This is a genomic window from Thermosediminibacter litoriperuensis, from assembly GCF_008124715.1.
Taxonomy (GTDB): domain Bacteria; phylum Bacillota; class Thermosediminibacteria; order Thermosediminibacterales; family Thermosediminibacteraceae; genus Thermosediminibacter; species Thermosediminibacter litoriperuensis.
On sequence record NZ_VNHO01000026.1, the window covers coordinates 1 to 21,604 of the forward strand.

The following is a 21,604-nucleotide window of genomic DNA, read 5'->3' on the forward strand; positions in this document are numbered from 1 at the left end:
CGCAGCTTCACCGCTTCCTCCCGCGGGCAGGCCCCTTTCGGGGTTTTCTGCTGTCTTCGCTCTTCTCTCGAACTCATCGGCTCCACCTCTTACTTGATGTTCGGGCCTTCCCCTAAAGTTCATGACCTCCAGGGTACTATACCCTCTGCTGACTCCTGCCGGTTCAGCTGTGCCTTTCAGCACGGGTTACCAGCTTTACCTGGCGTTACCGGCAGGCCTCCCCGGGTAAGAGCGTTAACCTTCGCCCCGCGCCCGCCCCATATACTCTACCGCCCCTTGGCAGCCTGGGATTTCGCTGTGTTATGCCAGCTCATCCGAACGGTCTAGCCTCCTATGGGGTTCTTGTTCATCAGGCCGTGGCTTTGCCTCCAACTTCCTTCAGATTCCACCTCGCAGTGGACACCCTTGCCTTCGGCTAGCAGGCTAGTGCTGCCTCGCCTGCAGTGGACTTTCACCACCGAGTTAACGCCCATGCCGGGCGCACATGAAAAAGAGCTTGTCTTATTGAGACAAGCTCTTTTCATTCTTTGCTTTCCTGGCACTTCTTGCAGTATCCCAGGAACTTAACCACGTGATCGATAATTTTAAATTCGTTTTTGGCCTCAATCTGATCTTCCAGATTTTCCAGAAGATCGTCGTCAAACTCGTAAACCTGACCGCATTTTAGACAAATTAGGTGATGGTGCTGATGTTTTTCTTCCTCACTTAGTTCATATCTGTAGCAGCCGTCGCCGAAGTTTAACTTCTTTATGATGTCGCATTCGTCAAAAAGCTGTAAAGTCCTATAAATAGTAGCCAGTCCCACATCAGGAAACTTCTTTTTCACGAGGGCGTAAATTTCCTCGGTGCTCATATGCTTCGAAGGATTTTCCAAAAGCACATCCAGGGTTGCCCTCCTCTGGGGAGTGAGCTTCAATTCCCTGTCTTTTAATTTCTCTTCCAGCAATTTTAACCGCCTAACTTTCTCTTCCTCTTTATCCTTCGTCAAAATTTTTTCCCTCCCGGAATACGGATGCGACAAATTAATTATACACCGGTATTTATGCCAGTGCAAGCTAGAATCTTACCGGGTGTGGTTATTTTATGATAATGTCACCTTGTAGACTATCGTGATAAAATTTCACTATCACTCTAGGGGGAATGAGGTGATATATTATTTTCTCCTACGCTCTTCCGGGTCCCGGAGTCTGTTATGCAAGAACATTTCCGCTATTCACGAAATGCCAGTATCTCCATTATTGGATGAAGGTCAAGCATAACGAGGGCCGCCATGGAACGGAACGCTATTATCACGCCCGCAGGAGTTTTAATTTTTCCACCGGTAAAATATCCTATCCAGAGCGTCTACAAATGAAAATAAAATCAATCCTATCCCGCCGAGAACCAGAATTCCCGAATACATGTCGATGTAATTTACCCTCATCCAAGCATCCATAATAAAATATCCTATGCCTTGTACTGTTCCAAAATTCTCTGTAAAAAACAAAACCGAAATAGCCGTTCCCGCACCCAGCCTCACGGCGGTCAGCAATTCCGGCGCAGCTGCAGGCAGTATAATCTCTTTGAAAACAACTATATCGCCGGCACCCAATGATGTAAGGGAATAAAACGTTTCTTTTGGTATGTTTTTTACCGTGTCGCGCATTGTGATAACGATTTGAAACACCGTTATAATAACTATCAGGGTGATCTTGGACAATTCACCCAAGCCGAACAAAATCATTACAATAGGCAACAAAGCGATTTTCGGTATGGGATATATAAAATATATTACCGGCGACAAAACTCTATCTACAGAATGATAAAATCCCATTAAAAGCCCTAAAATAGAGCCTATTAGCACTGAAATGATAAGGCCTGCGACAATCCTGTAAATGCTTAAGGCGGCGTGAACCGCGATCTTTGAAAAAAATACTTCCCTCAGGTTGCAAAAGACGGCAGTCGGCGGCGGAAATAAGGGACTTTTCACCGCAGCGGACGCAATATGCCATAATATAAAAATTAGAAACAAAATAAAGATATAACGGCCGGTGTTTTTTACCTTCACTTTTGTCTACCCTTTATCAAGTCTTTTAATTTAGATTTAATGCTAAAGTAAAGACCCGGGTCCTTAATTTCACGGGCACCAAAGAAGGGGTTATCCATCGTTTTAACGATTCGACCGGGAGGACCCGTCATGACGGCTATTTTCTTCCCCAGATACATCGCTTCTTCGGTGCTGTGGGTCACAAACACCGTTGAGATAGAATCGCCTTTCCATACATCTAAAAAGAGGTCCTGCATTTCCTCTCTGGTTATTGCGTCGAGTGCGGATAAGGGCTCATCCATCAGCAAAATATCTGGTTTTAGAATAAATGCCCTTGCTATTGCTACTCTTTGTCTCTGGCCACCGCTTAACTCCCCGGGGTATCTTGTAAAAAGGCCGGAAAGGCCCATTCGGGACAGTAAGTATTCGGCATATTCTCTATCTGTTTTGGTTATTTTTTTCTTTACTCTTAACCCCAGCAGCGAATTTTCAATTACGTTTTTCCAGGGCAAAAGCCCGTAATCCTGAAGAACGAGGCCTATTCGATGCTTCCTGGGATCGATGGGAGTTTTATCTATAAGAACTTCTCCTTTAAATTCTTTTATTATTCCGGCCAGCGTGTAAAGCAGTGTGGATTTTCCACATCCCGACGGGCCAATTACGGCAACGATTCCGCCTTTTTCCACATCCAGGTTTACCCCGGCCAGAGCCATAAATTTTCCTCGTGAAGACTTGTAAAAGACTTCGAGGTTTCGAACCGTAATCATATATAACGCCTGCTTTACTTTACTCTATGAATCTACCGTCCACCAGTTCGTCAAAAGAATACGCCTTCTTTATCAGGCCTTTTTTTACCAGCCAGTCCATCACTCCGCCAAAATCCTCTTTTGACGGCAGTTCCGCTTTCGTATATTCCGGAAGGACTATGGCGTCTTTAACATCTTCAGGGAACCCGGCTTTTTCTATCACAATATCAATATAAGCCGACTTTTCATTTTGTTTAAGATATTCAACAGCCTTGTTATACGCCTTATAGAAGGCCTTTATTTCATCCTCTTTTTTTTCTAATGCCTCCGGAGTAAACAGCAATACTCCCGGATTAATCCCCAATCTGTCGGTGCTCTCAATAACCTTTGCGCCATTTTTTACGGCCAGGGTAGCCAGCGGGTCCGGAAGTGTTGCTGCGTCGATCTTCCCGTTTTGTAGCATCTCAAGCCTTGCGGGAATTTGGGGTACTACTACCTTGTTTACGTCGTTTGGATCTATGCCGTATTTTTCTAATATTTTGTCGGTAGCATATTCAATGATGGTATTTTTTGATAATGCTATGTCCCTGCCCTTTATCTTGGCAACCTCATTGATATTTTTTTCTTTTCCTGTAAGCAGTTTATAAGTCCCGTTGGTGAGGGAGGTAATCTTAACATTGAATCCCCCGTCGTTGGCAAAAGCCGCTGCCAGAATGTCCGATACCGCTCCATCTATTTTGCCGCTTTGAAGGGCGCTGTCCCTTTCCACGGCACTTTTAAAATGTTCAAGGCGTACCTCAACTCCCTGTTCTTCGAAATATCCCTGCGCTTCAGCAATGATCAGAGGTATAGAATCCACATCGGGAAGTACGCCGATTACCAAGGGGCTGCTTTCTTCACTTCCAGCCGCCTCTTTGCTTTTCTGAACCGAATTGTCCGAACACGCACTCAGTAAAAATACCAGGGAAAGCAATGCAAAAATCGCTGCTATCTTATTAATTTTTTTGTTCATGATTTTCAACTCCTTTCCACCTGTCATATAGGTGATTTGGGATGTTCAAGGTGTCTAAAACCCTTCCCACTATGAAATTGACCATGTCGTCAATAGTTCGTGGATTTTGGTAAAAGGCAGGCATAGCCGGCAGTATATGAGCCCCCATTTTACTAAGTGTCAGCATGTTTTCGAGGTGTATTGAGCTTAACGGGGTCTCCCTGGGGACTATGACAATTTTTCTTTTTTCCTTCAAAAATACATCAGCGGTTCTTTGCAGTAAATTGTGTGATAATCCACAAGCTATAAATGCTAGGGTCGACATAGAACACGGTATTATTACCATTCCATCCGCCTTGAAGGAACCACTGGCTATGGGCGCGAAAATATCATTTATGTCGTAATGTTTAAGAGCACCTCCATATTTTTCGAATTCGCCAAAATTTGTAACTAAAGTCTCCGTATCCACCCCCAATTCTTGTTTTAATACTTTGTCCCCGTTTTCAGTGATCAAAAGGTAAACCTCGTGTTTCCCCTTTAAAAGCTCTTCTATTAATCTTACTCCGTATACGCAGCCGCTTGCACCCGTTATGCCGACTACAAACCTTGCCATCCAATCACCTCAAAATAAAAATGTCCATAGTAGAAAATATAAAAAAGACCACGCTGACTATCTGATTAATGTCATAAGAAGCTATGGTCACATGCTTTAAGTTCGTGGGGGAAACCAGTTTGTGCTCCGCGTATAGAAAACACGAGATAATAACAAGGCCCAGCAGATAGAGGTAACCCATGTTCATCAAAAAGTACAGGTAAAATAACAGCCCCATAGAAATTCCATGAAAAGCGGCAGATACCTTAAGTGCGTTTTTTATGCCGAATTTTACCGGAATCGAATGAAGGCCGTGGCTGGTATCAAAATCCACATCCTGCGAACCGTAAATTATGTCGAACCCCGCAACCCATAGCATTACAGCAGCGCCGAGAACAACGGCAGGCCATTGTATTTGGCCGGTGACCGCAATCCATGCTCCCACCGGAGCTCCCCCGCAAGCAAGACCCAATATCACATGACACAACCACGTAAACCGCTTGGTGTACGAATATACCAGGAATAAAAATATTGTCACAGGCAGCAATTTGACGCAAAGGGGATTTAGTTCAAATGCGGCTAACACCAGGGCCGCAAAGCAAAACACAACTATTATGAAAGCCTCATATTCTTTAACTATGCCCATAGGTATATGCCTTCCGGCAGTCCTTGGGTTTTTGGCATCAATATCCCTGTCCACCAGCCGGTTCAACGCATTGGCCCCGTTTCTTGCCCCAAAAAGGGCTACCATGGCCCAGAAAAACACCCTTGCCGGCGGAAATCCTCCAGCGGCCCAGAACATGGCGATGAGCGAAAAGGGCAGCGAAAATAACGTATGAGAAAACATAACCAAATCCCCGTAAGTCTTCAACCGCCTCATCATAGCGCCGATCAGCGAAACAGAATGGCCTTTAGAATCCATATTCCTTCCACCTTCTATCGACCATTTCCTTTATTTTCGGGTCCATTACAATATCGTCAGGCCATTCCCTTTCATACCCTTCTTCCTTCCACTTTTTCGTCGCATCGATTCCCATCTTGCTGCCGTAATGCTTTAAAGAAGAAGCGTGATCCAGAGCATCCAGCGGCCCGTCGACTATGACTACATCCCTTCTGGCGTCAATATTGTTGAATACCTTCCATGCTACTGTCGAAAGGTCTTTCGGGTCTACATGCTCGTCCACTATAATTATAAGTTTTGTATACATCATCTGGCCCATACCCCACAGGGCGTGCATCACCTTTTTGGCGTGGCCTGGATATCTCTTTTTTATCGACACTATTACGCAGTTATGAAATACGCCTTCAAGCGGAAAATTTATATCTACGATTTCGGGGCATTGTATTTTTAAAAGCGGTAAAAAAATCCGTTCAGTAGCTTTTCCCAAAAAGCAGTCCTCCATAGGGGGTTTCCCTACGACCGTGGCCGGATATATGGGATTTTTTTTGCGCGTCATGCACGTCAGGTGAAACACGGGATAAAGGTCTTTAACCGAGTAGTATCCCGTATGGTCGCCAAAGGGACCTTCTTCCCTTAATTCATCAATATCCACGTATCCTTCCAGTATAAATTCCGCATTGGCGGGTACGTAAATATCGTTGGTTTTACACTTGACTAATTCAAGAGGCGCCTTTCGCAAAAACCCCGCGAATATCATCTCATCGATTTCTTTGGGGAGAGGGGCGGTGGAAGCATATATCGTGGCTGGGTCACATCCCAGCGCTACAGCAACGGGCATTTTCTTTCCGAGCTTTTTATATTTTTCATATATTTCACTGCCGTCTTTATGGAGGTGCCAGTGTATGCCCGTAGTTTTCTCGTCGTAAACCTGGAGTCTGTACATGCCCATATTCTGTGTGCCCGTCTCGGGGTCCCTCGTAATTACCAGGGGAAGGGTTATAAATTTTCCTCCATCACCCGGCCAGCATTTTAAAACCGGCAGTCTGGAAAGATCCGGTTCTTCAACGACTTCCTGACAGGCGCCCTGCTTAACCTTTTTTGGAAATATTTTAGCAATTTTTGCAAGTCTTGTGGCAGATCTTATTTTATTAAACAACCCTATGTAATTAGATATATCTATCAGGTCTTCTATTTCTTTCGCAATATCATCAAGGCTTTCAACTTCCAGTGCCAGGTTCATCCGCTCGTAAGTTCCGAAGGTATTAACCAATAGCGGATACTCGGAACCTTTTACATTTTCAAAAAGCAGTGCGGGGCCTCCCGATTTTACCACCCTGTCTACTATTTCGGTTACTTCCAGTTCGCTGTCCACCTCTACCTTTATTCTCTTGAGCAGACCCTTTTGTTCCAGCACCTTTACAAACTCCTGCAAATCTTTATACATATCTTGACACCCCGCTCTTGATATTGGTAGATGTGAAGTTGGATATTTAATAGGATTTCTCTTCCTGAGTGATCACCATGCCGGTGGGAAAATGGGTTTATGCGCACCGCCAAATCGGTGGTATTGACGCCCTAACCGCCGTGGCCGAAAGCCCTGAATATGCCGATACGCAGATCGTTGGTTGGGTTTTTTTTGCAAATCCACCTCTTCGGCTTCAGGCAGGACGGCCACTGTTGCGGTGAAAGTATGAATCCTGCCCCCGGATTCGTGGTGGGGATCGCTGGACACGGTGCACCCCCGACTCGTATTTCAAACGGCTGTAAGCGCCGGAGCCCCTGATTTCGAAAATTATCTCTTTTCCCCCGCAAAAAGGGCAACTTCTTCTCCACCGGCGCCGGATCTTATCTCCATGATGACGTCTTTTTCGTCATCGGGGTCCCTGGACAGGAGCATCATCTTTAATTTTTTTCCAGGTTCTGCTTTCTTTCCTCCAGGGAAACCATCTCTCCTTTAATCAGTTCTTCCATCTCACCGTCTCCGTAGGTTTCCCTGAGCAATTCCCTGTTTTCTTTTATTTCCTTGACTATTTTTATATTATCGGTAGCAGGCTACGATCTCTCCCAGGGAAGCGTGTTCCTTTGTAAGCTTGTCTATTATTATATAATTTTAGCACACGTTGCCATTTTTCACAAGGGTCTATCCATTGACATGTGGTTATATGATAATGTCACCTTGTAGACTATCGTGAAAAAATGTCACTATGGGGAACCCGCCCACACTATCTCTGATGAACTTAAACAAAAAATAATTAGCCTTAAACTGTCCGATTTTTACAAGGATGCCAATTTTAAAACATTTTCAGGAGCCTCTCGAAAGATTCGAAAGCATAAAATTAAGTTATTCTGCTCTTTAAGGCACCCTCACCGGCGCCGGTATCAAAAGCCTAAATTTAAAAAACCGCCCCAATAAAAAGGGCGGTTTTTGGCATGGTACTTATCTCATTTCAACGGTTATATTCAATGAGCCTAGGTTTTGTTAAGTTATTAATCTTCTTCATCATCGTCTTCAAGATATTCTTCATCATAGTCTTCTTCAAAATCTTCTTCACATAAAGCCTCCCAGGCCTCTTTCACCTTTTCAAATTCCTCGTCATCCTCGACAACAGTCAAAACCTCTTCGCCATCTTCGTCAGTATCGATTCTAAAAATATAGGCTGTTTCCTCATCCTCTTCATCCATTGGGATAAGAATGGCGTAATCATTATCTTCCACACTGACTACTCCGAGAACCTCGAATTCAGTTGCTTTTCCTTCTTCATCATACAGTGTTATCGTTTCCCTTTCATCCATCTTAAAGAATCACTCCAATCCTCTTGAATTAGCTCCATTTTATAGTAATTTTGAACCTGTGTCAATATTTGACTTGCAATCAAGAAAGCTCTGAAGTATAACTACTGCCGATAATTTGTCTATCACTCCCTTTCTCTTTTTCCTAGACATATCGGCGTCAATCAGCACCTTTTCGGCGGCTGCTGTGGACAACCTTTCATCCCAGTACTGGACATCTAAATTTAAAGAATGTCTTAATTTTTCTCCGAAGTCTTTAACCGCCTGTCCCTGAGGGCCCAAGGTGCCGTTCATATTAAGGGGCAATCCGATGACTACCTTTCTGACCTGGAACTTTCTCACGATTTCCGATATTCTTTCGATATCTCTCTTTACATCCCCGCGCTCGATCACTCCTACTCCCTGAGCTGTTATTCCAAGTGCGTCAGAAACGGCCACTCCTATCCTCTTATTACCTACGTCCAATCCCAGAATACGCATTTAAAAGATGCCCCTTTTATACGATTTTTATGCAGAACTCCGGGCAAACCCCGCCACAGTAACCGCACAATGTACACCGTTCTGAATTAACCAGCACCCTGCCTTTTTCAAGATAAAGCGCATCGAACCCGCACTTTTCTACGCACCGGCCGCAGCCCTCACACCAGTCCTCGATTAATAGCCGCCTCCTTGCGGCGGAAATTCGCTTCTCCAGGTCTTCAGGAATTTCCTTACCTTCGAAGGCCATAACATTTGCCGCGATTTCATACTCGGACTTCATGCCTATCGCCACCGAGTGAAGGTACGGCAGCCCCAGTATGAATTTCAAGGCCTCCTTTTTTGCTCCTATCAGATTGCCCCCTCCCAGGCATTTCATGCCATAAATCCCTTTACCGTTTTCATACGCCTTTTTTATAGCTTCTATCATGTCATATACCGTTCCGTCTTTGATACCTATGCCCCTGTAATTTACTATGGGATGTATAACATCGATTTCGTCCATCTCGGCTGCCGCCAGCACAACCTCGACGGTATGAGTGGAAACACCCGTTGCTCTTATTATTCCTTTTTCTCTAGCATCAATCAGATAATTCAGGGCTTCTCGATGCCCTCTGAGTGTTAACCAGGATTCCTGCTCGTGAAGCATGAAAATATCTATCACATCCCTGTCCAGGGCTTTCCGGGCTTTTTCAACGCTTTCTCTCATTCCCTGATAAGTATAGGCGTAAGACCTAGTTGCAACCACCAGATCCCGCCCTGACTTTTTTATCGCAAGCCTTAAATGCGCGTAATTCCGGTAGAATTCAGCGGTATCCAGGAAATTGACGCCCAGTTCCACCGCCTTACAAATTAAATCAGCCCCTTTCTCCGCGGAAAAATTCGCCTGAAGGGGCCCAAGGGTGAGCGTACCAAAACAAAGACGTGATACCGTGATTCCGGTTTTTCCCAGGTTTGTGTACTGCATCATGCAACCCTCTATTTTTAATTACCACATCATTGTTTCTCAAGATAACTTTTTATGAGTTCTTCGAGTAATTCGTCCCGCTCAATTTTCCTTATTAAGTTGCGGGCGCCCTTGAAACTCGTTATGTAAGCAGGATCCCCCGATAAAAGATACCCCACGATTTGACTTATCGGATTATATCCTTTTTCTTTCAACGCATTGTATACTTCGGTTAAAATCTGTTTTGCAGGTTTTAAATCTTCCTTTTCCATTTTTTTAAACATCATTGTATCCTGCATGTTTTCTCCCATTACGTCTCCCTCCTGAGTTCAAAATTGAGGTTCAGGAGCGCGGGAAATTCCCGCGCTCCTTTATTATGCCAAAAAAGGAAAATTCTATGCGGTCCAGTTTTTTATTACATCAACGGCGACCCTAAGAGCCTGCTCCAGCCTATCAGGGTACCTGCCTCCTGCCTGAGCAAAGTCAGGTCTGCCTCCTCCACTGCCTCCCGCGATTTCTGCCGCCTGTTTTACGATTTTGCCGGCATGGTACCCCTTTTCAACCAGGTCTTTTGTGACCGCGCACACAAGAAAAACCCTATCGCCTGAAGTGGAACCCAGCACCACTATGCCGGATTTTATTTTCTGGCGCAGGACATCGCTGATATTTCTCAGGTCCTCCGCTGACGCATAGTCAACTATGGTAGAAATCACGTTGAAATCGCCCAGCGATATTTTACCAGCGGCTATCTCTTCCACCTGAGTGTTTATCAGGCGCTGCCTGAGAGATTCAATCTGCCGCTCGCTTTGTTTTATGGTTTCAAACAGCTCTTCAACTTTGGCAGTTAAATCTTGGGGTTTCGACTTTAAAAGCAACACCAAGTCGCTTATTATAGCCAGATTCTCCCTGGTGTAATTCAAGAGATTCCAACCGGTTACCGCCTCTATTCTCCTAACGCCGGCGCCGACACTACTTTCTGATATTATCTTGAAAAGGCCTATCTTTGACGTGGAGCTCACATGGGTACCGCCGCACAGTTCTCTAGTGTAATTGCCCATACTGACCATACGGACCTTTTCCCCATATTTTTCTCCAAAAAGGGCTATTGCGCCGGCTTTCTGGGCTTCCTCCACCGTAGTTTCTACAACGACTACCGGTAGGTCGTCTAGTATTGCTTTATTTACCAGATCTTCGATTTTCTTAATCTCGTCCTCGGATAACGCTGTAAAATGGCTGAAATCAAACCGTAATCTATCGTGTGCCACAAAGGAGCCGGCTTGATTTACATGCTCTCCGAGCACGTCCTTTAATGCCCTATGCAGCAGATGGGTGGCACTGTGGTTTCTCGCTATATCCCTTCTCCGGGATTCATCAACTCTGGCCGTTACCCTCTCTTTTAACCTGATAAATCCTTTCTCTACTTTTCCCACATGGTATATTTTCCCATCCGGTGTGCGCTGCGTATCCCTCACCCTGAAAGTGAAATTTTCGTTTTCAATTACACCCGTATCCCCGACCTGTCCACCGGCTTCGCCGTAAAAAGGAGTCCTGTCGAGCACAAGTATAATCTCTCCGGCTTTTTCATCTGCCTCAACAACGGGCTCCTGGCCCGATATGATCATTTCAACCTGAGTTTCGGCGGAGAGACTATCATAACCCACAAAAATGGTGGGCTCCATAGGCGCCAGTATCTCGTACAGTTCGTTGACCGGATACCCTTCTTTTCGTGCGGCTTTAGCTCTTTCTCTCTGCCTTTCCATCAGCTCATTGAAGGCTTCTCTATCTATAGTAAAGCCCTTTTCCCGGGCCACGTCTTCCGTGAGGTCGAGGGGAAAGCCATAAGTGTCGTAGAGCATGAAAGCCATTTCCCCGGGAATTACCTTCTGGTTTTTTTCTTCAAGTTGGGCTATGCCTTCATAGAGCAATTTCAATCCATCGTTCAAAGTTTCGTGGAAACGCTCTTCCTCAAAGTTAATTACTCTCTGAACATAATCCTGTTTTTTCTTTATTTCCGGATAGGCATCTCCCATCAGCGATACCACTACCGGAACGATCTTATATAAAAACGGCCTGTTAAGGTCCAGCTCCTTACCGAATCTGGCGGCCCTTCTCAATATACGCCTCAGCACATAACTTCTGCCCTCGTTACCCGGCAAAACGCCGTCGGAAATAAGAAATGTGATGGCTCTTATGTGATCCGCTATTACCCTAAATGGGAAACCCCGCTCATCCCCATAGTACTTCTTTCCCGTCATATTTTCTACAAAAGCTATGATCGGGCGGAGAAGATCGGTATCGTAATTACTGTAGACGTTCTGCATCACGGTAGCTATGCGTTCAAGACCCATACCGGTATCGATGCTGGGTTTCGGCAGCGGAGTCAGGTTTCCATGTTCGTCACGGCTGTATTGCATGAACACCAGATTCCAAAGCTCACGCCACCTGTCACAATCGCATACTCCTATTTTGCACTCCGGCGAATTGCACCGGTGTTCCTCTCCCCTGTCGATGTATATCTCGCTGCACGGACCGCAAGGTCCGGTGTCACCCATAGCCCAGAAATTGTCTTTTTCACCCAGACGGATTATTTTCTCCGGGGGTACATTTGCTACTTCCTGCCACAAATAAAAGGCCTCGTCGTCGTTTTCGTATATGCTGACCCACAACCGTTCTTCTGGAAGCTGTAACACATCTGTTAGAAATTCCCAGGCATATGCGATGGCTTCTCTCTTAAAATAGTCTCCAAAGGAGAAATTGCCAAGCATTTCGAAAAAAGTATGATGGCGAGCCGTTCTTCCGACGCTGTCTAGGTCGTTGTGTTTACCTCCAGCTCGCACGCATTTCTGCGCAGTTGTAGCCCGGGTGAAGGGCAACTTCTTAAGACCCAGGAAAACGTCTTTGAACTGATTCATCCCTGCGTTGGTGAAAAGCAGCGTGGGGTCATTATAAGGTACCAGAGAGGAGCTGGGAACGCGGACATGACCTTTGCTTTCGAAAAAACTCAAAAATTTTTCTCTGATCTCGCTGCTGGTCATCATAGCAAAAAACCTCCAAAAGCATATAACATTTGTCATGAATTATATAGAAAATATAATTCATTGTCAATGTTTTCTAGCCTGGTTGTCCAAAATATTCACTATTTTCGAAGTGAACATGCGGCTCTTTTCAAAAAACCTGTTGTTCGCGTATATGCCTGCGAAAGTCAGCGCGATAAAAAGAAGTCCAGTTATGAACGAAAAAGGCTCCCTCCACCCGATATTAAGGATGTCTGCCAGCTTCAACCCCATGGCCACTCCCAAAATAAAACCTACCAGCGGAATCACGTAAACTATGAATGTAGCGGAAAGCAGCGCCCTGGACTCCATCTCAATTTCCACTACCTGGCCCACTTCCGCATCCACTTCATTTTGGGCCCAAACCTTTACCATCTGTTTATTCGAACCGATGCTGCAAGCCCTACACTTCGAACAGGCAGACGTCCGTATTATTTCAACTTCGGCTTCTTTACCTCTTTTTGAAACGACAATCGCCCTTTCCCTCACCGGGAATTCCTCCCTCTATCTTATAAATTTGAGTATGACATCCACCAGTTCTTCGATCATTTCTTCTTGGCGGTCAGTGTTCATGGCTCTAGCAACGCATCCACGGGTATGGTCCTTAAAAAGTATCAGCCCCACCTTGTTTAGAGCCGCTCTGACCGCGGCGATCTGGATAAGTATATCCACGCAGTACTTTTCATCTTCCACCATCTTTTGTATACCTTTTATCTGGCCTTCAATTTTTTTCAGACGCCTTTTTATATCTTCTTTGCTCGCGCAATAGGAACAACTGTTTTCACGTTCCATTGTAAGCACCTCCACCCATACCTTTTATGGGTATCTATATTCATTATAGGACCTGTTAGGATACTCGTCAAATGAATATAAAAAAAACCCCGCCATGCCGTGTACTGACAAGGAACAGAGACCCGGCCCTCACAGGTGGGTGTCCTCCTGGATGATTCATGTTTCCCTCTCTTTTGAGGGCCTACAATCCACATCCAGAGGCCGGACTCCCAATGTCATGGTGTTGGCTCTTTCCTCTGTCAGGTCCACGCGCACAGCAGGGAGCTTTAGCTTTCCTATAATAATGATACCACACAAGCTGCCTCAAATCAATTGTCTTTAAATGGTAACCTGGATGTGCAGCTCCTTCAACTGCCTGGGTTCCACTTGCGCCGGAGCCTCCGTCATGAGGCATGCCGCATTCTGGGTTTTTGGAAAAGCGATGCAATCACGGATGCTGTTGAGCCCCAGCAAGAGCATTATCATTCGGTCAAGGCCGTACGCTATACCGCCGTGAGGAGGCGTGCCATACTCAAACGCCCTGAGAAGAAAGCCGAAATTGTTCCACGCCCTTTCCTGCGTAAATCCCAGGACTTTAAACATCCTCTCTTGAAGTTCGGTCCTGTGAATCCTTATACTGCCTCCCCCCAGTTCGGTGCCGTTAAGAACCAGGTCGTAGGCTTTGGCTCGGACTCTGCCCGGGTCTTCTTCCAGCAGGTCCAGATCTTCATCCATGGGGGAAGTGAAAGGATGATGCATGGCCACATACCGCTGCTCTTCCTCATCCCACTCCAGAAGAGGAAATTCGACTACCCACAGGAAATTAAGCGCATTTTTATCGATCAAATTCAGGTGCCTGCCCAGATGCAACCTGAGCTGGCCCATGGATGTCACCACCAGCCTTGGGTCGCTGTCCGCCACAAAAACCAGAAAGTCTCCGGGCTGGGCTCCCATGCGCTCCAGAAGTTCCTCCATAACTTCCCGGGCAAAAAATTTTGCTATCGGGGACTTAATTCCTTCGCTGGAAAGGCTTATCCACGCCAGCCCTTTGGCACCGAACTCCTTGGCCTTTTCCACGAGTTCGTCAATCTGCCGGCGGCTGAAAAGTCCAGCCGAGTTTTTGATGTTTATTCCTTTTACCTTTCCGCCGGATCTGGCCGCCTCGGAAAATACCTTGAATTCGGTTTTTAAGGCTATATCGGTCACATCCACCATTTCCAAGCCGAAGCGGGTGTCCGGCTTATCCGAACCGTAAATCTCCATAGCCTCCCCGTAAGTGATCCTTCTGAAAGGGATCTCTACGGTCCTTCCAGTTGTTCTCTCCACCACATATTTAATGAGCCTTTCGTTCAATGAAATCACATCATCCACATCGACAAATGACATCTCTATGTCAAGCTGGGTAAACTCTGGCTGCCTGTCAGCCCTTAGATCTTCATCTCTGAAACACCTGGTTATCTGGTAATATCGTTCAATCCCCGCCACCATCAGAATTTGCTTGAAGAGCTGGGGTGACTGAGGTAGGGCGTAGAAGGTGCCGGGATTAAGGCGGCTTGGTACAAGAAAATCCCTGGCCCCTTCAGGTGTGCTCCGGGTAAGCATCGGGGTTTCTATTTCAATAAAACCGTTTTCATCCAAAAAGTCCCTTATAGCCTTATTTACCTTATGCCTGAAGGTCATATTGTGCAGCATGGAGGGCCTTCTAAGATCAAGATACCTGTACTTCAACCTCAGGCTCTCGTCGACCTTTATGTCATCCTCTATAGGGAAAGGCGGAGTCTTGGCCGTATTCAGGATCTCAAGTTCATCTGCAAATACCTCTATTTCCCCGGTGGGGATCTTCGGGTTGACGTTTTCTTCAGGCCGCTTAAAAACCCTGCCCTTAACTGCAAGCACAAATTCACTCCTGATTTCACTGGCTTTTTCAAAAGCCTGCCGGTTATACTCGGGGCTGAACACAACCTGGACCATGCCACTCCGGTCCCTCAGGTCGACAAATATAAGCCCCCCGAGGTCTCTGCGGGTCTGTACCCATCCGGCCAGGACAACGTCATCGCCGGTATTTTCCAAAGTCAATGATCCGCAATGATGAGTTCTTTTTATCTTTTCGCCCATAACTAACAACCCTTCCTAATTTTGTTTTTTAAGTATGTCTCAATTTTATCGCTAGGCACCTTTTCCTGCTCACCGGTGGCCAAATCTTTCACAGTTATTATCCCGGTTTTAACCTCGTCTTCCCCGATTATAAAGGCGTACTTGGAGGGGATTTTATCGGCATATTTCATCTGGGCTTTGAGACTTCTGCCCATATAGTCCGTTTCCGCAGAAAATCCCGCCCGCCTCAGCCTGTAAAGCAACTGTAACCCGTAATCTCTGTAGCTTTCATCCAAAACGGCTACGAACACATCCATCTGTATGGGAGGTATGTCGAGTAAACCGTTGGCCTCCAGTATCATCACCAGCCTCTCAACACCTATACCGAAACCGGCGGCCGGCGTCGGAGGCCCCCCGCATTCTTCCACCAGGTGATCGTACCGCCCTCCGCCGCAAACGGTACTCTGGGCTCCCAGGTCTTCTGAAATGATCTCAAAAACCGTTTTTGTGTAATAGTCCAATCCCCTGACTATACCCGGGTCCACCGAATACTTAACATCCACTGCTGACAGGCCTTTTTTTACTTCGTCAAAGTGCCCTCTGCAATCATTGCAGAGATATTCCAGGATCACCGGCGCGTCTTTTAGGAGTTTTTGACAACAGGGATCCTTGCAATCAAGGATCCGGAGAGGGTTCTTATCGAGCCGGAGTTTACAGGTGTTGCATAATGAGCCTTTCTTCTCAAAGAGAAAATCCTTCAAGGCTTGTTTATAATCTTCACGGCACCTTTTACATCCGATAGAATTGATGCGCACTTCCAGAGAATCAAGCCCCAGCCTTTTCAAAAAAAACACAGCTAAGGTTATAACTTCTACATCTATTAATGGACTAGGCGATCCAAAGGCCTCGATCCCGAATTGATGAAACTCCCTCTGTCTCCCGGCCTGAGGCCTCTCGTACCTGAAACAGGGCGTTATATAAAAAAGTTTCACCGGCAAGGGCTTATTATAAAGTTTTTGCTCTATGTACGTCCTGGCAACTGGAGCGGTGCCTTCGGGTTTTAACGTAATGCTCCTGCCGGATTTATCTAAAAAAGTGTACATCTCCTTTTCCACTATATCCGTGGCTTCCCCGATACCTCTCTGAAATAGTTCGGTATGTTCAAAGGTCGGGGTCCTTATCTCCCGGTACCCAAACTGCCCGCAGATTTCCCTGAAGACTTTTTCCATAAATACCCATTTGGGACATTCTTCAGGAAGCAAATCACGGGTTCCCCTCGGTGCTTTGGTAAGCATTAGATCAGCTCCTTCGTCAATTTAAGCGAATTAAGACGTTTAAGCCGGGACAGAGTCTTTTATAAATCAATATAGAGAAATTAATTTTTGATGTCAAGCTATTTTTCACAATTTCATAACAGATTTAACATAGACTTCAAAAAAACCTGTATTAAAATATTAAGTACAGACATAGGGAAATTAGGTACAACGAGGAGGTGTACAAGCATGAAGATCTTTTTACGGTATAAATATCTGATAGCTGTACTCCTGGGATTCACATTAGGGGCCGCCGTAGTGGCCGGCGGAATATTCGCCTACAATTTCTTTTATCCGTCAAAATCCGCCAACGCCGGCGTTGGAACCGAAACGACCCGAAACTCAACCCTACCGGCTCAGATCGGCCCCGCAGACATTCCAGACATTGTAGACAGGGTGAGCAACGCTGTAGTTTTCATTGAGACCACCGTAGAAAACAGGACTGCACCCAATCCTTTTTTCGATGACCCCTTCTTCAAGGAATTTTTCGGCGACGACTTTCGCATTCCGGACAGGGTGAGCAGAGGTATCGGGTCGGGTTTCATCATCAGCCCCGACGGGTACATCCTAACTAACGACCATGTAATAGAAGGTGCCAGCGAAGTAAACGTTACTGTAAAGGGGTTTGCTAAACCCTTTAAAGCCACCGTCGTTGGCAAGGATTTTGAGCTGGACCTGGCGGTCTTAAAGATAAATTCCGATAGTAAACTGCCCTCCCTTACCCTGGGTGACTCGGACAAGATGCGGGTCGGAGACTGGGTGATTGCCATCGGTAACCCCTACCGCCTCGATCACACGGTAACCGTGGGGGTAATAAGTGCAAAAGGGAGGCCTCTGGCCATAACAGACAGGTCCACGGGTAAAACTAGGGTGTTTAAGGATCTTATTCAGACCGATGCAGCCATCAATCCCGGGAACAGCGGCGGGCCCTTGATATCTTTGAACGGTGAAGTTATCGGCATAAATACCGCCGTTAACGCGGAAGCCCAGGGTATTGGCTTTGCCATCCCCATCAATACCGCTAAAGAAGTCCTGGACGAACTTATCAAGAGCGGGGGAGTCACCAGACCCTATATAGGCGTCTACCTGCAGGATATTACAAAAGACCTGGCTGACTATTTTCAGCTTAAAAGCACCGATGGAGCCCTGATAAGCTACGTTCTTCCGGGTAGCCCCGCGGAAAAAGCCGGTCTTCAGCAAGGCGATATAATCCTAAAGGTCAACGATAAACCCATTAAAAAATCCAGCGACGTCTCGGAGATAATAAGTAAGACCAAAGTAGACGAAAGAATAGTCCTGGTGATTTACAGGAACGGCAGAACACTTTATGTTCCGGTAAAGGTGGGCAAAAAGCCCAGCTGATAAAAACTCGAGGGATCAGTTTTTCCCTCGAGTTTTTTTAAAAAATATCGACTTCGGGCTTGTATTTTCAGTATCAAGCTCGCCTCTGATGCTCCTGACCGTTTCTACATCCACGTTCATATCTCTGGCGATATCCTCGTCGCGAACACCCTCCTCAAACAGTTCCAGATAATCCGTCAGGCTTTCTTCGGGCCGCAATAGTATCCTGGGGGTCTTACTTTTCTTTTTCATGCGAATCCCTCCAATCCCCAGGTCTATTATGCCCCGCAATCTTTTAAAATATTTAGCGCAAAAACGGGTTGGTTGCCTTCTCGCTACCGATGGTCGATTCCGGACCGTGGCCCGGCAGAACTCGCACATCGTCGTCGAACGTCAAAAGTTTTGTCTTAATAGAGTTTAACAATTCGCGGTAAGATCCTCCCGGAAAATCGGTTCTACCTACAGAACCTGCTAAAAGAGTATCGCCGGTAAAAAGCACATCCTCCGTCTTTATACATATACTTCCCGGAGTGTGTCCTGGGGTCCATATTATCTCCAGCATTATATCACCCACCCGGAGCTGTTCATCTCCTTTCAACTCCACCTCGGCGGCTGGCTGGGTGAAGCCACATCCCATATAGCTCGACAGGTTTTCTTCAGCGGAAAGAAGCATTTTCGCGTCTTTTTCGTGGATGGCTATCCTCGCCCCGGTGGATTTTTTGACTTCCCTGACCGCCCCTATATGGTCGAAATGCCCGTGGGTGAGAATTAGGAACTCAACCATAAAACCCTCTTTATTGACTGCTTCCAGGATAATTTCCGGATCCCCACCGGGGTCAATTATTGCTGCCTTTTTGCTATGCTCATCACCCAATATATAGCAGTTGGAAGCAAGTGGTCCTACCTGTAAGCGTTTTAAAAACATCGCCCTCCTCCTTAAAACATTTTTTTCGAATCGAGCAATATGGTTACAGGCCCGTCGTTTAAAATGGTTACCAGCATATGAGCTTGGAACTGCCCGGTTTTGACATTAAATATTTTTCGCCTGCAAAATTCCACGAACATATCGTATAATTCGTGGGCTTTATCCTGGGGAGCCGCCAGCGAAAAGCTCGGCCTTCGCCCCTTTCTAACGTCGCCCATCAGCGTAAACTGGGATACTACAAGAATTTCTCCTCCGATATCGGCGACCGAAAGATTCATTTTCCCTTCCCCGTCTTCGAACACCCTGAGTGAAGTTACTTTATCAGCGAGATATTCCGCATCCTCCGGAGTGTCGTCATGACCCACTCCTACCAGGACCATAAGCCCGGGTCCTATCTCGCTGATGACTTCACCATCAACGGTGACGGAAGCTTTCTTAACCCGTTGAACAACAGCCCGCATATCCTACCTCCTATTGATTCATCACTCTTTTTACTTCAAAAATACCGTTGATCTTTTTCAATTTTTGCATAATATTTTCCAGATGCTGCTTATCGGTAATTTCCAGTACTAGATCTATTACTGCTATGCCGTTTTTGGAAGATCTGGCATTAACCGAATCTATAGTGGTCTTCATATCACCTAAGGTATTCAATACATCCGAAAGCACTCCCGGCCTATCGTAAGCGGAAGCCTCAATTTCTACCGGATACGATGTTTCTTTAAAACCATCCCACTTGACCTCTATAAGGCGTTCCCTGTCATACATGTTGTTCAGCACATTGGGGCAGTCCTGCCTGTGAATCGAAACACCCCGTCCCCTGGTGATATATCCCACAATCTTATCTCCGGGCACAGGATTGCAGCACCTAGAGAATTTAACCAGCAGGTTGTCTACCCCATCTACTTTAATACCTTCATTGACCCCTTTTTTCGGCTTTGCTCTGGAATCGATTCTAACCGCTTCCAGAACGGGTTTATCCGGTTTAACGTTCTTTTTATATTCCTCCAGGATTTTTTGGAAAACCTGTCCTACCGTAATACCTCCGTAGCCTATCGAAGCGTAAAGGTCATCCATACTCTGGAAACTTAGTCGCCTTAACAGGTTATCCATAAAATCCTGTTTTATAAGCTGGTAGATATCGTACCCCTGTCTTTTTGCCTCTTTTTCCAGCATTTCCTTGCCGCGAGCTATATTTTCTTCGCGGCGTTCCTTTTTAAACCACTGCCTTATCTTATTCTTTGCCTGGGTTGATTTGACGAATTGAAGCCAGTCCCTGCTGGGTCCGTTGCTGTGCGATGACGTAATTATTTCAACAATATCTCCGTTCACCAGCTTATAGTCCAGGGGAACCATTTTACCGTTCACTTTGGCCCCCACACACCGGTTGCCTATATCGGTGTGTATTCTGTAGGCAAAGTCTATGGGGCACGATCCTGCAGGCAAATTTATAACATCGCCCTTGGGGGTAAAAACGTATACTTCATCTGCAAATAAATCTATTTTCAAGGATTCCATGAATTCCCTAGCGTCGCGTAGGTCCCTCTGCCAGTCTAGGATTTCCCTGAGCCATGATAATTTTTTGTCAAAATCATCCTCTTTGTTCCCCTCTTTATATCGCCAGTGAGCTGCAATACCGTATTCGGCCGTCTTATGCATCTCGTAGGTCCTTATCTGTATCTCCAGGGGTTCTCCTGAGGAATCAATGACTGTCGTATGGAGGGACTGGTACATATTGGGCTTTGGCATTGCTATATAATCTTTAAACCTGCCGGGTATAGGTTTCCAGAGGGTGTGCACGACTCCGAGTGCAGCATAGCAATCTCTAACGGTATCCACAATAACTCTTACGGCCGTCAAGTCAAAAATCTGCTCAAAGGATTTGTTCTGTTCCTTCATCTTTTTATATATACTGTAAAAATGTTTCGGTCTCCCCTGGATTTCGGCTTTTATACCTGCGGCTGTCAGGCGCTCCCTTAAAAGGGCGATCATGTTGTTTATATGTTCTTCCCTTTCTCTTCTTTTTTTGGCGACTTTGTCCACCAGCTCGTAATAATGATTGGGTTCCAGGTATCTAAAAGCCAGGTCTTCCAGTTCCCATTTTATTTTGGAAATACCCAGACGGTGAGCAAGGGGTGCAAAGATCTCAAGGGTTTCTACGGCTATCTCCTTCTGTTTTTCCTCGGGCAAATACTTTAAAGTCCTCATATTGTGCAGCCTGTCAGCCAGTTTAATGAGGATGACCCGTATATCTTTGGCCATGGCCAGGAACATTTTTCGAAGGTTTTCCGCCTGTTGTTCTTCTTTTGTTTTATATTCCAGCTTGCTCAACTTTGTTACACCGTCTACCAGTAAGGCTATTTCTGAACCGAAGCTTTTTGCTATATCCTCAAGAGAATAATTAGTATCCTCGACCACATCGTGAAGGAGGCTGGCGGCGATTGTGATGGTATCCAGCTCGAGATCGGCAAGGATCATGGCGACTTCTAAGGGGTGGAAAATAAAAAGTTCTCCTGAAACTCTGTGCTGGCCGTCATGGGCATTTTTCGCAAATTCGTATGCTCTTCTGACCAGCTCCAGGTCTGCCGAGGGGTTATACGACTTTATGCGTTTTTCCAGGGAGTCGTATGTTGCCAAA

Annotated in this window: 23 protein-coding genes, 1 other RNA gene and 1 pseudogene; 1 reads left to right on the forward strand and 24 read right to left on the reverse strand. The window is 45.9% G+C overall.

Annotated elements, in window-relative coordinates:
• From LZ11_RS09770 to hisS, 20 genes and pseudogenes are all read right to left on the reverse strand, one after another.
• On the reverse strand, positions 1-183 hold a 183-nt coding region (locus tag LZ11_RS09770), incomplete at its 3' end, for a hypothetical protein (protein ID WP_148867702.1).
• 140 nt (positions 184-323) lie between these two features.
• On the reverse strand, positions 324-473 hold the full coding sequence (locus tag LZ11_RS12385) for a hypothetical protein (RefSeq protein WP_170240234.1): 150 nt from the start codon (positions 471-473) through the stop codon (positions 324-326).
• Between the two features lie 47 nt (positions 474-520).
• Entirely contained in the window at positions 521-988 is a 468-nt protein-coding gene (locus LZ11_RS09775; RefSeq protein ID WP_281282746.1) for a Fur family transcriptional regulator, read from the reverse strand.
• A 318-nt stretch (positions 989-1,306) separates the two neighbouring features.
• Positions 1,307-2,047: an ABC transporter permease gene (locus tag LZ11_RS09780; protein WP_148867703.1), complete on the reverse strand. Its 741-nt coding sequence runs from the start codon at positions 2,045-2,047 to the stop codon at positions 1,307-1,309.
• On the reverse strand, positions 2,044-2,793 hold the full coding sequence (locus LZ11_RS09785) for an ABC transporter ATP-binding protein (protein ID WP_148867704.1): 750 nt from the start codon (positions 2,791-2,793) through the stop codon (positions 2,044-2,046). Before LZ11_RS09785 ends, LZ11_RS09780 begins: the two co-directional genes overlap by 4 nt.
• 19 nt (positions 2,794-2,812) lie before the next feature.
• Positions 2,813-3,784: an ABC transporter substrate-binding protein gene (locus tag LZ11_RS09790; RefSeq protein ID WP_148867705.1), complete on the reverse strand. Its 972-nt coding sequence runs from the start codon at positions 3,782-3,784 to the stop codon at positions 2,813-2,815.
• Positions 3,768-4,376 carry a UbiX family flavin prenyltransferase gene (locus LZ11_RS09795; RefSeq protein ID WP_148867706.1) on the reverse strand — a complete coding sequence of 203 codons (609 nt, stop codon included), beginning with the start codon at positions 4,374-4,376 and terminating at the stop codon, positions 3,768-3,770. The genes LZ11_RS09790 and LZ11_RS09795 overlap by 17 nt, the downstream gene beginning before the upstream one ends.
• A gap of 4 nt (positions 4,377-4,380) precedes the next feature.
• Entirely contained in the window at positions 4,381-5,277 is an 897-nt protein-coding gene (locus LZ11_RS09800) for a UbiA-like polyprenyltransferase (RefSeq protein ID WP_148867707.1), read from the reverse strand.
• Positions 5,267-6,700, reverse strand: coding sequence for a menaquinone biosynthesis decarboxylase (locus LZ11_RS09805; RefSeq protein ID WP_148867708.1), 1,434 nt, complete (start codon positions 6,698-6,700; stop codon positions 5,267-5,269). The genes LZ11_RS09800 and LZ11_RS09805 overlap by 11 nt, the downstream gene beginning before the upstream one ends.
• A gap of 52 nt (positions 6,701-6,752) precedes the next feature.
• Positions 6,753-7,290, reverse strand: a pseudogene (locus tag LZ11_RS13055) (PCRF domain-containing protein); the annotation flags it as partial.
• A 453-nt stretch (positions 7,291-7,743) separates the two neighbouring features.
• Positions 7,744-8,049, reverse strand: coding sequence for a DUF1292 domain-containing protein (locus tag LZ11_RS09815; protein ID WP_148867709.1), 306 nt, complete (start codon positions 8,047-8,049; stop codon positions 7,744-7,746).
• Between the two features lie 39 nt (positions 8,050-8,088).
• Entirely contained in the window at positions 8,089-8,526 is a 438-nt protein-coding gene (gene ruvX, locus LZ11_RS09820) for a Holliday junction resolvase RuvX (RefSeq protein WP_148867710.1), read from the reverse strand.
• 16 nt (positions 8,527-8,542) lie between these two features.
• Positions 8,543-9,490 (reverse strand): aldo/keto reductase, encoded by a 948-nt coding sequence (locus LZ11_RS09825; protein ID WP_148867727.1) that lies wholly within the window; start codon positions 9,488-9,490, stop codon positions 8,543-8,545.
• A gap of 29 nt (positions 9,491-9,519) precedes the next feature.
• Positions 9,520-9,780: an IreB family regulatory phosphoprotein gene (locus tag LZ11_RS09830; protein WP_148867711.1), complete on the reverse strand. Its 261-nt coding sequence runs from the start codon at positions 9,778-9,780 to the stop codon at positions 9,520-9,522.
• 84 nt (positions 9,781-9,864) lie between these two features.
• Positions 9,865-12,507, reverse strand: coding sequence for an alanine--tRNA ligase (gene alaS / locus LZ11_RS09835; RefSeq protein WP_148867712.1), 2,643 nt, complete (start codon positions 12,505-12,507; stop codon positions 9,865-9,867).
• Positions 12,508-12,570: 63 nt separating this feature from the next.
• Positions 12,571-13,011, reverse strand: a complete 441-nt coding sequence (locus LZ11_RS09840; protein WP_148867713.1) for a SoxR reducing system RseC family protein — start codon at positions 13,009-13,011, stop codon at positions 12,571-12,573.
• 15 nt (positions 13,012-13,026) lie between these two features.
• On the reverse strand, positions 13,027-13,314 hold the full coding sequence (locus LZ11_RS09845) for a metal-sensitive transcriptional regulator (RefSeq protein WP_148867714.1): 288 nt from the start codon (positions 13,312-13,314) through the stop codon (positions 13,027-13,029).
• Positions 13,315-13,396: 82 nt separating this feature from the next.
• Positions 13,397-13,580, reverse strand: a non-coding RNA gene (gene ssrS, locus LZ11_RS09850) — 6S RNA.
• Positions 13,581-13,632: 52 nt separating this feature from the next.
• The gene (gene aspS / locus LZ11_RS09855; RefSeq protein WP_148867715.1) at positions 13,633-15,408 is read right to left on the reverse strand and encodes an aspartate--tRNA ligase; all 1,776 of its coding nucleotides are present in this window, start codon (positions 15,406-15,408) and stop codon (positions 13,633-13,635) included.
• Between the two features lie 2 nt (positions 15,409-15,410).
• Positions 15,411-16,682 (reverse strand): histidine--tRNA ligase, encoded by a 1,272-nt coding sequence (gene hisS, locus LZ11_RS09860; RefSeq protein WP_148867716.1) that lies wholly within the window; start codon positions 16,680-16,682, stop codon positions 15,411-15,413.
• A gap of 207 nt (positions 16,683-16,889) precedes the next feature.
• Here hisS and LZ11_RS09865 point away from each other — a divergent pair, with 207 nt between their 5' ends.
• Complete coding sequence (locus LZ11_RS09865; protein WP_148867717.1) at positions 16,890-18,062, forward strand: trypsin-like peptidase domain-containing protein; 1,173 nt, start codon at positions 16,890-16,892, stop codon at positions 18,060-18,062.
• 15 nt (positions 18,063-18,077) lie between these two features.
• Here LZ11_RS09865 and LZ11_RS09870 read toward each other — a convergent pair whose 3' ends face one another.
• Genes LZ11_RS09870 through LZ11_RS09885 form a run of 4 tightly spaced genes read right to left on the reverse strand, consistent with a single transcriptional unit; the run spans position 18,078 to position 21,603 of the window.
• Entirely contained in the window at positions 18,078-18,293 is a 216-nt protein-coding gene (locus LZ11_RS09870; protein WP_148867718.1) for a hypothetical protein, read from the reverse strand.
• 52 nt (positions 18,294-18,345) lie between these two features.
• Complete coding sequence (locus LZ11_RS09875) at positions 18,346-18,966, reverse strand: MBL fold metallo-hydrolase (RefSeq protein ID WP_148867719.1); 621 nt, start codon at positions 18,964-18,966, stop codon at positions 18,346-18,348.
• An 11-nt stretch (positions 18,967-18,977) separates the two neighbouring features.
• Positions 18,978-19,427, reverse strand: a complete 450-nt coding sequence (gene dtd, locus LZ11_RS09880) for a D-aminoacyl-tRNA deacylase (protein ID WP_148867720.1) — start codon at positions 19,425-19,427, stop codon at positions 18,978-18,980.
• 10 nt (positions 19,428-19,437) lie between these two features.
• The gene (locus LZ11_RS09885) at positions 19,438-21,603 is read right to left on the reverse strand and encodes a RelA/SpoT family protein (RefSeq protein ID WP_187695073.1); all 2,166 of its coding nucleotides are present in this window, start codon (positions 21,601-21,603) and stop codon (positions 19,438-19,440) included.
• Position 21,604 lies beyond the last annotated feature (1 nt).

What these genes read in the sequence shown, in the direction of transcription:
- LZ11_RS09845 (WP_148867714.1), bottom strand. Translation starts at nt 13,314, where the DNA reads ATGGAACGTGAAAACAGTTGTTCCTATTGCGCGAGCAAAGAAGATATA.
- LZ11_RS09795 (WP_148867706.1), bottom strand. Translation starts at nt 4,376, where the DNA reads ATGGCAAGGTTTGTAGTCGGCATAACGGGTGCAAGCGGCTGCGTATAC.
- LZ11_RS09800 (WP_148867707.1), bottom strand. Translation starts at nt 5,277, where the DNA reads ATGGATTCTAAAGGCCATTCTGTTTCGCTGATCGGCGCTATGATGAGG.
- LZ11_RS09830 (WP_148867711.1), bottom strand. Translation starts at nt 9,780, where the DNA reads ATGGGAGAAAACATGCAGGATACAATGATGTTTAAAAAAATGGAAAAG.
- LZ11_RS09805 (WP_148867708.1), bottom strand. Translation starts at nt 6,700, where the DNA reads ATGTATAAAGATTTGCAGGAGTTTGTAAAGGTGCTGGAACAAAAGGGT.
- LZ11_RS09870 (WP_148867718.1), bottom strand. Translation starts at nt 18,293, where the DNA reads ATGAAAAAGAAAAGTAAGACCCCCAGGATACTATTGCGGCCCGAAGAA.
- ruvX (WP_148867710.1), bottom strand. Translation starts at nt 8,526, where the DNA reads ATGCGTATTCTGGGATTGGACGTAGGTAATAAGAGGATAGGAGTGGCC.
- LZ11_RS09865 (WP_148867717.1), top strand. Translation starts at nt 16,890, where the DNA reads ATGAAGATCTTTTTACGGTATAAATATCTGATAGCTGTACTCCTGGGA.
- hisS (WP_148867716.1), bottom strand. Translation starts at nt 16,682, where the DNA reads ATGCTTACCAAAGCACCGAGGGGAACCCGTGATTTGCTTCCTGAAGAA.
- LZ11_RS12385 (WP_170240234.1), bottom strand. Translation starts at nt 473, where the DNA reads ATGGGCGTTAACTCGGTGGTGAAAGTCCACTGCAGGCGAGGCAGCACT.
- aspS (WP_148867715.1), bottom strand. Translation starts at nt 15,408, where the DNA reads ATGGGCGAAAAGATAAAAAGAACTCATCATTGCGGATCATTGACTTTG.
- LZ11_RS09815 (WP_148867709.1), bottom strand. Translation starts at nt 8,049, where the DNA reads ATGGATGAAAGGGAAACGATAACACTGTATGATGAAGAAGGAAAAGCA.
- LZ11_RS09785 (WP_148867704.1), bottom strand. Translation starts at nt 2,793, where the DNA reads ATGATTACGGTTCGAAACCTCGAAGTCTTTTACAAGTCTTCACGAGGA.
- LZ11_RS09875 (WP_148867719.1), bottom strand. Translation starts at nt 18,966, where the DNA reads ATGTTTTTAAAACGCTTACAGGTAGGACCACTTGCTTCCAACTGCTAT.
- LZ11_RS09825 (WP_148867727.1), bottom strand. Translation starts at nt 9,490, where the DNA reads ATGCAGTACACAAACCTGGGAAAAACCGGAATCACGGTATCACGTCTT.
- LZ11_RS09790 (WP_148867705.1), bottom strand. Translation starts at nt 3,784, where the DNA reads ATGAACAAAAAAATTAATAAGATAGCAGCGATTTTTGCATTGCTTTCC.
- dtd (WP_148867720.1), bottom strand. Translation starts at nt 19,427, where the DNA reads ATGCGGGCTGTTGTTCAACGGGTTAAGAAAGCTTCCGTCACCGTTGAT.
- alaS (WP_148867712.1), bottom strand. Translation starts at nt 12,507, where the DNA reads ATGATGACCAGCAGCGAGATCAGAGAAAAATTTTTGAGTTTTTTCGAA.